We start from the raw sequence: 16,821 nt of genomic DNA, 5'->3' as shown, positions 1-16,821 counted from the left end.
ATGAAAATACCCGGCAGAAGGTTGCGTTGCATACAATCATTTATTAGAAATGCCCCTCTTTCATATGGAAGAATTCCTCATTGAAATTTACGAATCATTTCCTCCAGTCGCACTCCATAATCCTCCTCTCCTTCTGTCAGCACCACATTGTCAAGTTTTTGAATATCGTCCTCTTTGGTCCGGTTGTAACGAATAGGAGGATTTCCGGGCGTACAAAACAGGTAATTTTCTTTTACCAGGTTGGTAGTGGCCCGGTGAAAACGCAACGGTGATTTGGCGATATTGTAAATCAGGTTATTGGCCACAAGCACATCGGTAGTACCTTCATCCAGAAACATACCGTTGCTTTCGGCCCTTCCCGCATTTATTTGCACATCGTGAATGTGATTGTTTACCAGGCGGCTTCCCGGCTGCAGGCCCAGCATGTAAATTCCTCCTCCATCGCTCAGCACGTTCATTATATTGTGAATGTGGTTTCCGTCAATCACATTTTCCCGGCAGGGAGTGGCAACCGGGCCCCACATCCACCCAACAGAAATTCCGGTATACGGCAGGTTATGTATATGATTGTTTTTGATGTTTACCTCAGCTGTTAAACCGCACCAAATGCCCACTGCACCATAAAGCCGAACACCACACTCTGTTACGGTACAGTTCTCGATTGTATTGGCAAGGGCGACTTCCTCCGGAGCTTCCTGCCACCAGGACTGACCCTTTACCCGACGGTCCTGCCCTTCTCCGATCATAATCCCGTTTCCGGAAATATCGGAAAACTGCGAATTGCTGACACGGCAGTTTTTACAGCCTGTGGAAAACCATAAGCCGGAGCCTCCCAAGTTTTGAAAAGTGCACTTATTAAAAGTAATGTCCTCGGCCCATTCAGCTTTTATTGCAGCCGGAACCACATCCCATTGCTGGCTTGCCGGTCGCGGATCGTAAAAACAGGCCTGAATGCCGCAATATCCGCGGGTCGGTGTTCCCCACGCACTGTGCCGGAACGTAATCCCTTCAAAAGAAATATTTTTTACCGGATGCTCTTTTGTTCCTGTCAACGATAAAAGGCCTTCTGAAATTGGGAATACAACATCCAATTCTTCCGGATGCTGATCAGGCGGCAACTTCAACAAAATCTTACCGGTTTCAGAATCGAAATACCATTCAAAATCCGCATCAAGAAAGGCTCGGTCATTCTCCAGAAAATACCGGGGATGCTCCTCCCAGTTATCCAGATTAAAGAACGGCAGGCATTTCGCCCCGATGGAATCAACCGCAGTAATTTGTTTTTCCCGAAGATTTATTTCCTTTAGTCCGATCCGGGAAACTGACCAATCGTGCAACAACACCAGCTCAGTATCATCTGCTCTCTGAGGTGCCGGGAACTCATCCGCTTCAAAAAAGAAGTTGGTACGGCGATCCTCTCCTACTCTTTTCACCCTCAAGAAACCTTCGTTCGGAAATCTTGCACGGACACACCGCTTATCGCCAATAAATAACTCTCGGGGCATTTTGCCCGGTTCCACAAGGGCTTCCCAGAGTCCATCGTCCAGTTGCTGCCACTCCCGAATCCTGATTCCACCCGAAATAACCGGATTGGCCCCTTCTTCGGCCCGCAACAAAAGCTGAGTTTCCGGGTTGGAAAATATTCCCGATTCAACAAAAAGAGGCTCGTCCAGAAAATAGGTGCCTTCAGTAAGATGAATAACAAAGCTGCCCGAAACATCGTGCGGCAGGTTTTCCAGCGCTTTCCGAATGGTTTTAAAAGGCTCCTTCGCGGTTCCTGAATTTGCATCGTTTCCACCTGGAGAAACATAAAATTCGGAGGTGGTCCTGCTACACGAGATTATCATAAGGATAATGCTTACCAGCAAACAGTTTCGGATTGAACGACTCTTAATCATTGCTAACTTTTTATGAATATTGCTTCTAAAATTATCGAAATTAAGACAAACACCAACTCTCACCAGCAGATAAAACCTCGAACAATTGTCCATTTAAAACGTTATTTTCCCAAAACCGCATGGGTTTAAAAGTTAAGAAATGATTACAGAAAAAACTGCATTGAAAACCAACCAACAAATAACAACCCAGGAAGCACTTAAGGATTATTACACCGCTTTCCTGAGCAGACAGCTAAGCATCACCGGACGAAGAGAAGTACACAACGGACGTGCTCATTTCGGAATTTTCGGCGATGGAAAAGAAGTGGCACAAATTGCCTATGCTAAAAATTTTCAAAAAGGAGACTGGCGCTCGGGTTATTACCGCGACCAGACTTTTATGATGGCGCTGGGTTTGCTGCAACCCGAAGAATTTTTTTCGATGATATACGGCGATACCGACATCGAAATCAACCCGTCAACCGGCGGGCGTAACTTTAACAACCACTTTTCGACCCGAAACATTACGCCTGAAGGTGAAATTAAAAACCTGGCCGATCAATACAACTCGGCTTCCGATATTTCTTCAACCGCCGGACAAATGCCACGCTTATTGGGACTGGCGCAGGGTTCGAAAATCGTTCGCGAAAACCCGGACTTAGTTAGTCAACTTAAAAACAACCTGAAAGGTAACGAAGTGGCTTTTGGCAGCATCGGCGATGCGAGCACTTCGGAAGGTATCTTTTTTGAAACCATTAATGCGGCAGGCGTTATGCAGGTTCCAATGGCTGTAGCTGTTTACGACGATGGTTTCGGAATTAGTGTGCCCATTGAGCTGCAAACCACAAAATCGAGCATTTCGGAGGCACTGAAAGGCTTTGAAAAAGAAAAAGACACCAACGGTATTAAAATATACAAATGCATTGGCTGGGACTATCCGCAGCTCGTTAAAACATTTGAAGAAGGCATTAACTTTTGCCGGAAAAACCAAACTCCGGTGGTATTTCATATCTACGAATTAACCCAGCCGCTGGGGCATTCAACATCAGGCTCGCACGAGCGTTACAAATCGAAAGAACGGCTTGCCTGGGAAAACGAGTTTGATGCCGTAAACCAGATGCGCAAGTGGATGTTGGAAACCGGTATCGCCGACCTGGAGATGATTGAGGAGATTGAAAAATCGGCACAAAAAAGGGTGAAAGAAGCCCGTAAAAATGCCTGGAACAACTATGTTAACGGTTTTCAGAAAGAACGCGAATCGATTGTAAGCCTGTTAAAAAAGATAGACGGAAAAAGCGACCTTCAGAGTTTGCGCCGTTTTGAAAAAGTAACCGAAAAGATTTTCCCTACGCGTCGTTCGCATTTGAGCTTTGCCAAACGCTTAAACCTGGAAATGCATTTAGTAGCTGATTTGCAAACCGAACGAAGTGAACTAAAAAACTGGATCCGAAAGTTTGAAGAACGCTCCCGCGAATTTTACAGCAGTAATTTATACCGGACCGGCGCCGATTCCATTCATAACGTTTCACCTGCGCCCGTAAAATACGATGAGAATTCGGAAGAAGTAAACGGGTCAGTGGTGATCAATAAAAATTTTGATGCACTCTTTGCAAAGTACCCCAACCTGGTAACTTTTGGTGAAGACACCGGAAAACTGGGCGATGTAAACCAGGGAATGAAAGGTATGCAGGAAAAATACGGCATTCACCGCGTTTCGGATGCGGGAATCAGGGAAGCCACCATTATCGGGCAAGGTGTGGGATTGGCGCTTTGTGGTTTTCGCCCCATTGCGGAAATTCAGTACCTCGATTACCTCATCTACGCACAATCGCAACTAAGCGACGACCTGGCAACCATGCAGTACCGCACCATGGGAAAACAGGCTGCCCCGGTGATTGTTCGCACACGCGGACATCAGCTGCAGGGAATCTGGCACGCCGGATCGCCGATGCAAATGCTGCTTGGATCCTTACGCGGTATGTACCTGTGTGTTCCCAGAAACCTTACCCAGGCGGCAGGGTTTTACAATACCCTTCTCGAAGGAAATGACCCTGCTCTGGTGATTGAGCCTTTAAAAGCATACAATGTAAAAGAAAAACTGCCTGCCAATCATGGCGAATACAAAGTGCCGCTGGGAGTTCCGGAAGTCATGCGCGAAGGAAGCGACATAACCGTTGTTACTTACGCCTGGAATGTACATCACGCCATTAAAGCGGCCGATTTGATTCAGAAATACAAGGGAATTTCTCTCGAAGTTATTGACGTGCAAACGTTGATGCCTTTTGATGTTAATCACAGCATCCTTGAGTCCATCAAAAAAACCAACAAGGTGATTTTTATGGACGAAGATGTTCCCGGAGGAGGTACTGCCTACATGATGCAAAAGGTGCTGGAAGAGCAAAAAGCCTTTGATTACCTGGATACCGCACCGCGTACCTTACCGGCAATGGAGCATCGTCCGGCTTATGGCATCGACGGCGAGTATTTTTCGAAACCCAACGTAGAAAGGCTTTTCAGAGCAGCGTATGAAATAATGCGGGAAGTGGAGCCTGCGAACTACCCGGAGCTTTAATCCGGGTGCTTTCATTGTTCTTGATATGATCTAAGATCCGGGAAAGATGTTCCCGGGATCTTATCATTTAACCAATTCTTTAAATGCAAGCTGGTAGTTTTCGTCGTATTGCTTGTTGTAAAGTTTGGTGTAATTGTTATATACTTCCTGTGCCAGGCTGTGTTTTCCCTGCATATAAAGAATTTTGCACTTGTACCTTAAGGCTGTTTCATTCATCGGGCCAAACATAAAAATCACTTCCGCAATCTGAATAATAAGGCTGGCCTGTTCCGTTACATCCAGAATACGGCATGCATACTCAAGTTTACCAACAATTTTACGAGTTATATCGTCTTTTTCCTTATCAAGCCAGTCATTTTCAATTCCGAATAAAAAGCGGCCTCTGCTCAATGTCGCCACGCTTTCCTTTAATTCCCGAACAAAGAACTGTTCATCGTTTGAGGTAAATACATAGCGGATGTACTCCAGATCGCAAAACACATCGTTGCTGTGGTTGATTCTCCACTGGCTTCCGTCGTATGAAATACTGATGTTCCCAATATCTTCCAAAATCGATCGCAGCTTTTTTATATTCACCCCACGATTGTTTTTAGCCTTCGACTCTGGCTTACCAGGCCATAAATACTCCTGGATGGTAGCGGACGAAATTCCCTTGTTGTCATCCATGGTAAACAACAAAATGAGCAAAAAAAGCTCTCTCAGCGTAGGACTAAAACGGTAAGTTATGTCTTTCCCTCGTTTATCATACACCTGAAAGCCACCAAATAACAGCACTTTTCCTTCCGGCCTTGTTTTCGGCTCCGAGCCTGACAGGATTTCACTTAACCTGCTTTCACTACCCCTGTTTTTCCGCAAGGAATTGTTCTTTCTGATCAGAAGAAATACCAATACTCCAACGATTAAGAGCACTACAGCAAGCAGCATCAGGTATATTGAATCAAAAAAAGCAAACGAATCCAAATGAACCGGCTTATCATATACAAAATCTGACGGAGGATAATTGATCGAATACAAATTCACTTCAAACTTCCCGTCCGCCTTTTTATGCATGGTTAGCACCACCAGTTTATTGTGCGAACGCCATTGATAAAGATCTGCATACGAGCTTATATCGGAAAATGTATAAGGAATTTTACTGCCAAAAAACAATCCCTGGTCGCCTAACATACTTCCCCGGTAAAGTTGAAGATCGCTAACATAATGGTTGAGCGAGAAACAAAGCGTGTAAAAGCAATTCCTGGTATCATCCACAATCATGGAATTAATTGGAGTAAAATTGGTTTTTCGCGCCAAGCGGGGCTCGTACATTTTGTGAATTTGATGGGTCTTGAAATTTATCCGGAACAAATCATAGTAAAAATTCTTACCGAAAATTTGCTTACCGTCTTCGTTTCCCACACCGCCATAGAGGTAATAAATGTTACTGTCTTTTTGACTTTGCCCGAGTGAAGCCATGTAACGGGGGCCTATCCGGTCGCCGGTCATTTTCAATTCCGACCAACTGCACGAATCTTCATTAAAAACCCGGATTGTATTGAAGAAAGTAAAAAAGCCATAGCCGCAAACTGCCGTATAATTTCCAGTTTCGGGATGCAGCAGTTGATTATGATGCCAATACTTGGGAAGATAAGCGATGGTATCAAAATCATTATTCCAGCTCAGTGTTTTTTCATCGAATTTTGGAGAAAGTTTCCGGTATTCAGAATAAGTCACCAGCTCCCCCTTTTTATTGAAGAACACTTGCTGTCCCTCTTCGTAAAACGGGTTTCCACTGGCATACGGCAAAGCTGTTTCGCTTCCACTATTCAAACTGTATTTCAGTAGCTTTTTAGTTCGTTGAACAAAATAAATTTCCTCTTTATCTTCGTTGTAAACAATTTGCGGAAATTCATCGAGTTCCAGCGTCCTGATTTTTTTCCATACCTGGTGCTGCTCAACCACCCAGGCAGGGTTGATTATTTCTGCCACTTTACCTCGCACCGAATCCCGTACGGTTGTACCATCGGTAAACGACAATGGCCAGAAATAGCTCAGGCAATCGTTATTATAAAACTTTATGTTCCGAACAGAGATGGGAGGAACTTCGCCAATTCCTCTTCCAAAATCCTTCACACAACCAAACCCCCATTCTAACTTGAGTGTTTCAGGAAACGGAATATGATCTGTAATGATTTTGTCAGCAAATTGAAGCGTAATTTCACTCGAATCAGGATCGATGTGTAACCTGATCTTGTACCACACATTCACCAGCTTCTTTTGTTCAGTGGTCATGCCAAGTTGCAGGTTTGTCTCTTTCTTGTCAACCAGCACAAGCAGATCGGGTGAGACCTCATCGATTTTACATATTAAATCTATTTTATGCTCACCCTCTTTATCCATTAGCCTGAAAACGTAGCCGTAACGTTCGGCATAATCTCGAAAAGAGATTTCAAATTCAATCGAAAACTTCCCTTTGTATTTTATGGCACCGTTCTTTGTTAAATCGATTCCCGTTCTTTCTTCCACGCCCACTTCTTTGGATTGAAAGAAAACTCCGCGGCGCTCGTTTGCACACACATTTATGGCTAACAGCAATAGTACCCACGCAATATGAAATAGTCTTTTCACAGGCATATGAGTTTATTGTTAAACCAATGGGGTAACAGTGCGATGGCTCTGAACTGTCTTATAATCATAATTCAAAAACGGTAAATCTTATTTAACCTCCTGTAGGTTCTGAACGAGTTTAGACTATCTGGCTTAAACAAAAACTCTATAAAAATGAAGCATCTCATTCTGTCGGAACAATGCAAAAAACAGGAAATTCATCCATCAAGACCTTCAATCCGTGAAAAACGAAGCCTTTTTTACCAAATAATACCTGCCCTCCATTCTTCTGACAAACATTCTATTACAAATATATTAATCCAATATTAATCTTGATTAACAAGAAATCAGAAAAATTTACCTCAGCGCAAAAATAGAAAGTGATCTATCCACCGTAATTTGACCCAAATATTCACTAATAAACTACTTATGAAAAAAATTTACTCTATGCTCAGCCATAGCCATCTGAAATGGCTGACGATTAAAAAATCAGTGGTTATTTTCATTTTAAATGCACTAATAATGACTTGCCTGGCATCAGGATCAAGTGCTCAAGGTGTATTAAAAGGTAAGGTAACTGACGATTCCAACCTACCTCTCCCGGGAGTTTCGGTAGTAGTACAAAACACATCAAACGGTACGATTACGGATATAGATGGAAACTATGTCCTTAATAATGTAAAAACCGGTGATGTTGTTGTTTTTAGCTTTATTGGCATGATTTCTCAGGAAATTACCTATTCAGGACAAGCGGTAGAAAATATTCAGATGCTGGTTGATACTAAAAGTCTTGAGGAGGTAGTTGTTACTGCTTTGGGTATTCAGCGCGATAAAAAGACACTGACTTATGCTTCTCAGCAAGTATCAGGAGAAGAGTTGTTGAAAGCCAAAAGCATCAACTTTATGGATGCCTTAAATGGTCAGGCTGCCGGTTTGGAAATTGAAAAGAGTTCATCCGGAGCCGGCGGTTCCACAAGAGTTGTACTCAGGGGTTTCAAATCGCTAGGTGGAACTAGTGAACCATTATATGTTATCGACGGTATCCCGATTATGAACATCAAACGTTCGCAACCCGGTATGTGGGGTGGAAACGATTCGGGTGATGGCCTGTCACAATTGAATCCTGACGATATCGAAAGTATAAACGTATTAAAAGGCTTGAACGCTTCCATCCTGTATGGTAGTCAGGGTGCAAACGGGGTAGTTCTGATTACCACTAAAAAAGGGGCTGAAGGAAAAACTAAAGTAACATTAAGTTCTACCACCACCTTTGAGAGTGTTTTGATTTATCCTGAACTTCAGTTTGATTATGGAGCAGTAAACGGAGCAAAAGAAAGCTGGTCGACAACAAAAGGAGGTACCAACTATTCTGAAGATCAGATGAAAGATTTCTTTCAAGTTGGTAATAACTTAGTAAATAGCGTTACCGTTAGTGGAGGAAATAAAGTTACAACGGCGTATTTCTCATACTCAAATACTTCGGCCGATGGTATCATTCGCAACAATGAATACAATAAAAACAACGTTTCATTTAAACAATCAACCAAGTTGTTAGATGAAAAATTGACATTGTCGTCAAATGTTATACTTGCGTCGGAAGTAATCAACAACAGAAATGCTGCCGGATATTATCTTAATCCTCTTACCGGTCTGTACAATTTTCCACGTGAAAGGAACTGGGCTGACTACTCAACAAATTATAAATATTTTGATGAAGACAGAAACATGTGGCTTCAAAATGTGTATGTAGTTGACCACCATATCAGTAACCCTTACTGGATAATTAATATGGAACCCATTGAAGAAACGAATAAAAGAATTATTGCCATGGCATCTGCTGACTACAGCATAAGTGACCATGTGTCTTTTATTACCAGGGGAACCTACGAATATGTGGACTATCGTTTTAAACAGAAAGATATGGCTGGCTCAAACGTTACCAACGTTTCTGCAAACGGAAGATATGTGTTCTCAAACAGTACAGATACCAAGCTTTATTCAGATGCGATGTTAAAGTATGACAATACTTTTGACAAACTGAATCTAACTGCCTTTATTGGTTCAAGTTACAGCAAACATAACTGGCAGGGTATGAGTGCAAACAACGGAACAAACACGCTGCTGTATCCGAATGTATTTTCCACACAAAACTATCCTACCAACACTGTAATAACCGAATCGGGTGGTGAAACCATTCTGCAATCGGTTTATGGTAGTATTAACCTGGGGTATAACGATATGTTGTATCTTGATGTTTCTGCTCGTAACGATTGGTCTTCAACACTTATCGGAACAACTGATGGTCCTTCCTATTTTTATCCTTCAGTTGGATTAGTTGCCATCGTTAATAATATAATTGAATTGCCTGATTTTATCTCATTCCTCAAATTGAGGGGTTCAAGTGCACAGGCTGCTAAAGAGGTACCTTGGAATTCTATCCGTTCTGATAATTCAATTTCTGGTTCTCTTGGAGGTATAACCAGAAACTTAAGACAGCCATGGACTGATTTGAAACCTGAAAAGATAACCAGTAATGAGCTTGGAGTTGAATTTAAATTGTTTAAAGGACGTGTTGGTGCAGATTTTACCTACTATAACAACAAAAGTACAAACCAGTTCCTGAATGTAAGTTTACCACCTGAAGAACAAGGTTTGTATACAAACCAAAATATTAATGTTGGTGAAATTGTAAACAAAGGTATTGAACTTACTGTTGATTTCATTCCGGTTCAAAGTAACAGCGTTACATGGTCTACAGCCTTTAACTTCTTTACGAATGATAATGAGATTGTTGAACTAGATCCGGATGATCCAGGCCGTATAATCGGTATGGGCTCTTCAGAAGGTTATGAAACATTCCTGAGAGCAGGTGGTTCTTTCGGTGACCTCTACGGTTTTATGTTCAGAAGAGACGATCAGGGACGTATTATGCTCGACGCAAACGGCCGCCCGTTAAAAACTGCAGTTAAACATGATGTAAACGATTGGTCTGTGGGGTATCTGGGTAATTTATTGCCAGACTTTACGCTTTCATGGAACAACAACATACAGATTGACCGTATAAATATCGGAGCTCTTATTTCCGGTAAATTTGGTGGAAAGTCGGTTAGTCAAACTGAATCAATGCTTGACGGATGGGGTGTTAGTAAACGATCAGGCTATGCAAGAGATCTAGGCTATGTTCCAGTAAACGGAGTTGATCCTAGCGGTAAGGCCGTTAGTCAGGTCGATCCGTTCAAATATTATGCTGAAGGTGGCGGTACCGGTGGAAGAAATGGTATTCTCGAACCTTATGTTTACGACAGAACAAGCATTCGTTTAAGTCAATTATCGATTGCTTATGAGCTTGATGTAAAAAAACTTAACCTACCCTTAGCGGGAGCATCCGTTTCACTTGTAGGACAGAATTTGATCATTTTTTACAAAAAAGCGCCGTTCGATCCTGAATTAGCAATGAGTACCAATAATAGTTCACAGTCGCTCGACAACTTTAACGTGCCTGCTACCAGAACCTATGGGTTTAATTTAAAAGTAACTTTCTAATCTGAAGAACCATGAAAAAGATATTTTTAATAGTAATATTCGCTCTCGGATTTTTCGCATGTACCGATAATTTCGAAGAGGCAAACAGAAATCATTATTTGATTTCAGACACCGAATTGGAACAGGACTTCAACCTGCTTGGTTCTCCATTTCAAGGTATGTTATATAATATTTTTGGAGGTCAGATTCATGAAGACCTTGCGCATGATAACTTTGTTCGTCACGTTGGAACCCCGACTCCATTTGTCGGAGGCAGAAATAATACCACATACTATATTACATGGAACCCTAACTGGGGGCGTATTTATAACAATATAATGTCGCCAGGTGCCCAGGTAATTAAAATGGCCAATGAGGGCGGTTACGATGTCTTCGCCGCATGGGCCAAATTGGTTCAGGTGTATGGAATTTCAAAGCTTACATCTTTCTATGGACCAGTTATCTACTCTAAATATGGTATTAAGGGTGAAGCTAATATATATGACAGCGAACAAGATTTATACAATTACCTTTTTGCTGATTTAGATGAAATTCAATCAGTTTTCGCAGCTAATAAGGAGTATGCAGGAATAGCTAAGTTTGATGCCAGCTACGGTGGAGATATCGAGAAATGGATGAAACTTGTAAACTCGCTGCGTTTACGTCTTGCCATAAGAATTTCTAAAGTAGATAAAGATTTAGCAAAAGCACAAGGAGAAAAAGCGTTGAGTGATCCGGCTGGGTTGATCAGTTCAAACGGTGATAATTTCCTTGTATCTCTCTACGGAGAAAAACTGTATCTTTCTGTAATCTGTTTTGAATGGGGCGACACACGTATGGGAGCAGCCATGGAATCATATATGGTAGGAATGAAAGATAACAGGATTGGAAAAATGTTCGATCCGGCAACCGACAATACGCTTTATCCTGATCATCCAGACTGGCCATACAAAGGAATACATAGTGGAGCATGGCTCGAAGCAAAAGACCAAAGATTAGCCTATTCCACTGCCTCAAGTGATTTTAAATCGGTTAGTTCAAGAAGATCTTTTACCTATGCTGAGGTCTGCTTTGCTAAAGCCGAAGCTGCTCTAAGAGGTTGGGCCGGAGCAGGAGATGCAAAAACAAACTACGAAGATGGGGTAAAAGCTTCATTTGCAGACTGGGGAGCTGGTGGTGTAGACGAATATCTTGCCGATGCAACCAGTACTCCAATCAACTATGTGGATCCAAAAGATTCAAGAAATAACTGGACGTCGCGTACTGATATAACTCCTGCATGGAATGACGCCGACAGCAATGAAAGGAAACTGGAAAAAATTATTACTCAAAAATGGCTGAATGATTTCCAGAATGCCAATGAACCCTGGTGCGACCACCGCAGAACAGGATATCCCAAGTTACCATACAATACGAAAAATGACAGTAATTCTGACTGGGGTGTGATTGCTGCTAATGATTTCTTAAGAAGAATGCCATTTATTCAAAGCGAAAGGGATAATAACGCCAGTGGAGTTGCTGCTGCCGTTGCGACTATGGGAACAGGTGCCAAAGACGACATTGCAACCCATCTTTGGTGGGATACCGGTGGTGCCAACTTCTAATGTTTTTATTCATTGAATGATACAAAGGCCGCCTGATTGTGGCGGCCTTTTCTTTTTTATTCTACGTTCTTTCTATTCGGCTTTTACCCCTTTCTTTTACACTTCATTTAACACCAGGCTTATGAAATCAACTTTTAAAATTCAGTTAGCTGTAATTTCTATTCTTTTCCTGTTCAACTCGTTCTCTTCCAACGGACAGAGCAATAAAGAGCAGGATAAACTAACCAAGCCCATCGAAAACAAACTTGAGTTCAACGGTTACACCAACCACTGGCAAAACAATTACACCGTGTGGAACCGCTACGGAAGCCTTTTTAAAACCGCCATCACTGATCTCCCCCCCACCATTTTGCAAAGTAAAATTGATGCAGCCGACGACATGGGAATTCCCGGATTATTTATGCAGGAGGGCTTCATCTCCGCTCTTTTACAAAACCCTTGTAAAGTTTTTGACCAGCCCTCAAAAGAAGAACTTTCCAAAGAATCAACCGATGCCAATGTACTAGCGATCATAAACTCGGAAACGCCTCTTGGTGCAGAACTGGAAACAGAGGCAAAAGCTATTTTTGGTTGGACGGATGCATTAAACAGCTATCAGTTCGGTGCAACCGATTTTGAACCGGTTTACGCTTTCGTTTCCAAAGCCGGGGATAAAGATCTTTTCGTCGTTGTAACCGCCGATCACACCAAAGCAGAGCAACTCGTTCAACTGATTGCTGACACCCAAGAAATACTAACACAGTTCAGTCTGAAAAAAGGATGGTTTGGTGCCTCTACCCTACTAAAAAGCGTTACCTGCACTCCAGGTCATCCGCTGGAATTAATTGGCCGCGGAATGAACGAAGGAAACAGCTGGTTTATTTTTGATGGATACATGGATTTCCTCGCCCAACAGGAAATAAAAACATGGGTGCAGCAAGTCGACTTACCGGTTTTAGCCGATGTAGGATTTTCGCCCATTTACGGATGTAAAGATTACGATGGTCTGCAAGTACAGGACATGCAAACGAAACAGGCATGGATCGACTATGCACATCAAAAAGGCGGTTATGCCTTTCGCCCTGTTTATGACCCGTCCTGCGATGCTTTCGAATTCGACGGATACATCGCCGTTGAAGGCAACAAAGAACAGATCGACAACGAAAATATGCCCTTCATCAATAAAACCGGGATGCTAAACGGGAACATGACGTCTTCAATGGTGCTATTTGTTGAAAAAGAAAAGGAATTTACACAAGCCGCTCTGTGGGATGCCATTTTAAGCCGAAAAGCTGTAGCCGTTTTTGAAAATGCACTGATGATGGGGCCTTCAAAATTCAGAAATGCCCTACAATTGCTGTATCTCGACCGGTATTTCCTTGAAAGTTATTTCAGTGATAACATCGACATGGAAGCTTCTGTTAATGGATATAACCTGCAAGTGATGCTCCGAAATTATACCAACAGCCCCCTAAACGGAAGCTTGTCATTTACCTTCCCTTCCGGTATTGAAACTGCCGGGAACGTCAACGCTTCAGTTTCGCTGGAGCCCGGTGAATCCAGGCAATTCAATGTTCCGCTTACAATCAGCAAACAAGCCATGGGGTTGACTAATCCCGTAGCCGTTCATTTTAAACATGGGAACGAAACAAAGAACACCGTTGCCATGCTTGATTTACCTCCTGCTATTTCAGCGCATCAGTTACTATACGGTCACGAACCCGAGGTTCAGTTTCCGGTAACCGTACATAACTTTTCGGAAAAAGAAGAATTTCCGGTAACCGTGGAAGTATTCAAAGAAAATAGCCCGGACAAAGCGGTATTTGAACAAACGATAAACTGCCAAACCGGTATTTCAACTTTCAAGGAGTTAAATTTCAACCTCCATCTGGATGCCGGACAATACGAAGTTAAGGTTCGTGCACTTGGTACTGAATTTAAGGGACAACTGGGAGTTGGAGCAAAAACCGGCAATTCCTATGCTTACGAAATGGATTTAAACAGCGATGGGATAAATGAATACCGCATGGAAAACGATTCGGTGGAAGTAACCTTACTTCGCACCGGCGCACGGGTAATCGAATACATCGTGAAAAGCAAAAAAGACAATGTGCTGTTTAAAATATGGCCCGAAAAAACCTACAACGATAAAAAGCCGTTTCGAAAATACGGTTATTATCCCTACGGCGGTTTTGAGGATTTTCTGGGGCAGGCAAGCATGGAAACACACAAAATATACAATGCCCGTTTAGTAAAGGCTGAGGGCGATTTTGTGCGGGTAGAAATGGAAGCTGACTACTTTGGAAACCATCTGAAAAAAACCTTTACCCTTTACGGAAACTCGCCTCTGCTGGAAGTTCGGTATGCGCTTACGTTCAAAAATCCGGAAGCCAATGTTATCGGGCCGCAACCCATCCTGGAACTGGGAGAGAAACACTGGACCGAAGATGTTTTTACGGTCCCAACCACCAATGGATTAAAGGAATACCGCATGAGACCGGAACAATACTACGGTCAGGCCATTCAGGTGCAGGAAGGCTGGAATGCCGGATACGATACCCAGGCAAAAGTCAGCTTTGTTGGCGCTTTCCCTGTCTCGCAACCATTGTTTCTGCACATGTGGATGAATCACCCCGATAATCAGGAAGCACCGCACTATTATGTGGAATTTCAACCCTGGACTCCGATCATTCAGAAAACCACCATGTACTTTTCCTATTATTTATGGGGAAGCGGTAGTTACTGGGAACAGGGCGTTAATGAACTCAGAGCCCGAAACCTGATAAGCACCCGGCAATAAACCGGATATTTTCAACACTAAAAGCAACAGCAAATGAAATACTTCTTATACATCATCCTGGTAGTTTTTACCTTCGCTAGCTTTTGCACAACAAGCCAGGCAAAAGAAAAGCAAGCAAAGCTGACAATTGAAAGCATGGAACTGGGATATCCGGTACCGGCGATCCCTTTTTATCATTTTATTGCCAAACTTGATTTGCCGGAAGCATCCATTATCGAAGTGGAGGCCGCAGTAAACGGGAAACCCATGCGTTTTGTAAACCTCTACAAAGGCGATCTTCACGAAGAGTTGGATAAACCCGCGCTGACGCACCGCCCTCCCTCGGGCTATGCACTATCGCAGGACAATACTTTGTACAAACAGCCAGTTATTACCGGATGGATGAAATGGAATCCGGGAGAATCGTACGAAATTACGCTTACCGTTCGGGTAAAAAAATCGGCACGACCTTCGGATGACGATACCTTTTTATCGGCAACCCGGATTGTAAAAGCACCGGAACAGACTAAGACCTTTGACACAGCGTGGAAGAACTATAAATCGCTTGTGCTGAGTGAAACTGCCGGAATTGATCGCGAAAACGAACCGGTAGAAGTGTTGCTTCCCTTTTATCCCGATGAAGCGAACGACCTAAAACGCGAGATCCGGGTTGTGGAGGTCGACCCGAAAAATTTCAGTTTAACGGAGGTTCCCTGCCAAGTATTCGACATTCAGCAGTACACCGTTGAGGATGATCTCGAACCGGATAAGAAAGGACAGCCCAAACGACATATTCCACTGTGGATGCCTACCGCTACCTGCAAACTCGCATTTCTGGCCAATGTCCCCGCCAAAAGCAGCAAGGTGTACCTGGTATACTACAACAACGAAAAATCCCTGGCTAAAACCTGGCAAACTGATCTGCGAGTTCAGGGAGAACTTCCCGGACTTCGGATCGACAACAACTATTTTAATGCGGTCCTTCATCCCAACTCAGGGCATCTCGATCAGCTTACCTTGAAAACCAAACCGGAAGTGCCCTTGTTTCACCGGATGGAAACAAACGGAGCCATACACTGGAACCCGGGAATTTATGTGCCTCCCCGCGCCTGGACACACACTGCCGATTGGAAACACGACCAGAACATGTATTCCACCTCCGGCCCGGTGCTTGCCACTGCCGAATTTTGGGGAAACCTGCGCAATATGCCCGAAGTGGATGCTTCGGTACGCTATACTTTCTATCCCGGCGTTCCGTATTTTGAAAGCACCACCAACATGCGCATCAACGAAACCGTTCAGACCATTGCCCTGCGAAATGCAGAAATTGTGTTTAAACGCGAATTGATGACCCATGCCGCGTGGTACGATGTAATCAGAGACGAAGTGATTACTTACGATGTTGCCAACATGGCCGATCTTACCGATCTGAAAATGGAAGCCGATATACCGTGGATCACTTTTTACAACGAAAACACCGGGATTGGCTTTGCCGGTATTCAGCTCGATTATGCCAATGCCTCGCTCGAATCAAGGTCACGCCTGCTCAATCCGTACTTCTACATTACTGCCGGCCCCTGGATATACTGGGCCAGGGCCTTATCGCTAAGTTTTCTGGGCTCGAACATGCAGCAGGTAATTCCGGCCATGAAAGGGAGTTTGTTCACCGAAAAATGGGCCTACCTGGTTTATGAAACCGATTCGGAAGTTCCTTACCGGGAAGTATTAAACTGGCAGAAAAAACTAACCCAGCCGTTGCGGGTTCAGTTGGTGGAAGAAGTGGATGAACGTGTTTCCAAATCGCTGGTTGAGATTTATATGGACGAAGGCAAAAGCGGCTGGGAAGAACGCGAAACCGGAAAACACAAATAGAGTTTCCGGGTTAGGCGTGTTTCCAACCGT

Annotated in this window: 7 protein-coding genes; 5 read left to right on the top strand and 2 right to left on the bottom strand. The window is 43.3% G+C overall.

The window, feature by feature from the left end; all coding sequences use genetic code 11:
• Positions 1–77: 77 nt before the first annotated feature.
• Positions 78–1,898: a right-handed parallel beta-helix repeat-containing protein gene (locus INQ51_RS18880; protein WP_233379510.1), complete on the bottom strand. Its 1,821-nt coding sequence runs from the start codon at positions 1,896–1,898 to the stop codon at positions 78–80.
• Positions 1,899–2,037: 139 nt separating this feature from the next.
• Between INQ51_RS18880 and INQ51_RS18875 the strand changes: the two genes are divergently transcribed.
• A complete protein-coding gene (locus tag INQ51_RS18875; protein WP_233379509.1) occupies positions 2,038–4,449 on the top strand; it encodes a thiamine pyrophosphate-dependent enzyme in 2,412 nt (803 codons plus the stop codon).
• 63 nt (positions 4,450–4,512) lie between these two features.
• Here INQ51_RS18875 and INQ51_RS18870 read toward each other — a convergent pair whose 3' ends face one another.
• A complete protein-coding gene (locus tag INQ51_RS18870; RefSeq protein WP_233379508.1) occupies positions 4,513–7,056 on the bottom strand; it encodes a hypothetical protein in 2,544 nt (847 codons plus the stop codon).
• A gap of 408 nt (positions 7,057–7,464) precedes the next feature.
• Between INQ51_RS18870 and INQ51_RS18865 the strand changes: the two genes are divergently transcribed.
• From INQ51_RS18865 to INQ51_RS18850, 4 genes are all read left to right on the top strand, one after another.
• On the top strand, positions 7,465–10,578 hold the full coding sequence (locus INQ51_RS18865; protein ID WP_233379507.1) for a SusC/RagA family TonB-linked outer membrane protein: 3,114 nt from the start codon (positions 7,465–7,467) through the stop codon (positions 10,576–10,578).
• 11 nt (positions 10,579–10,589) lie between these two features.
• On the top strand, positions 10,590–12,161 hold the full coding sequence (locus INQ51_RS18860; protein WP_233379506.1) for a SusD/RagB family nutrient-binding outer membrane lipoprotein: 1,572 nt from the start codon (positions 10,590–10,592) through the stop codon (positions 12,159–12,161).
• A 121-nt stretch (positions 12,162–12,282) separates the two neighbouring features.
• On the top strand, positions 12,283–14,940 hold the full coding sequence (locus INQ51_RS18855) for a hypothetical protein (RefSeq protein WP_233379505.1): 2,658 nt from the start codon (positions 12,283–12,285) through the stop codon (positions 14,938–14,940).
• A 33-nt stretch (positions 14,941–14,973) separates the two neighbouring features.
• Positions 14,974–16,791 (top strand): hypothetical protein, encoded by a 1,818-nt coding sequence (locus INQ51_RS18850; protein WP_233379504.1) that lies wholly within the window; start codon positions 14,974–14,976, stop codon positions 16,789–16,791.
• The last annotated feature ends 30 nt before the right edge of the window (positions 16,792–16,821 follow it).

The sequence above is a fragment of the Maribellus sp. CM-23 genome (genome assembly GCF_021354595.1).
Lineage (GTDB): Bacteria > Bacteroidota > Bacteroidia > Bacteroidales > Prolixibacteraceae > Draconibacterium.
Note: the sequence above shows the minus strand (reverse complement) of the source record. Positions and strands in the feature narration are given on the sequence as shown.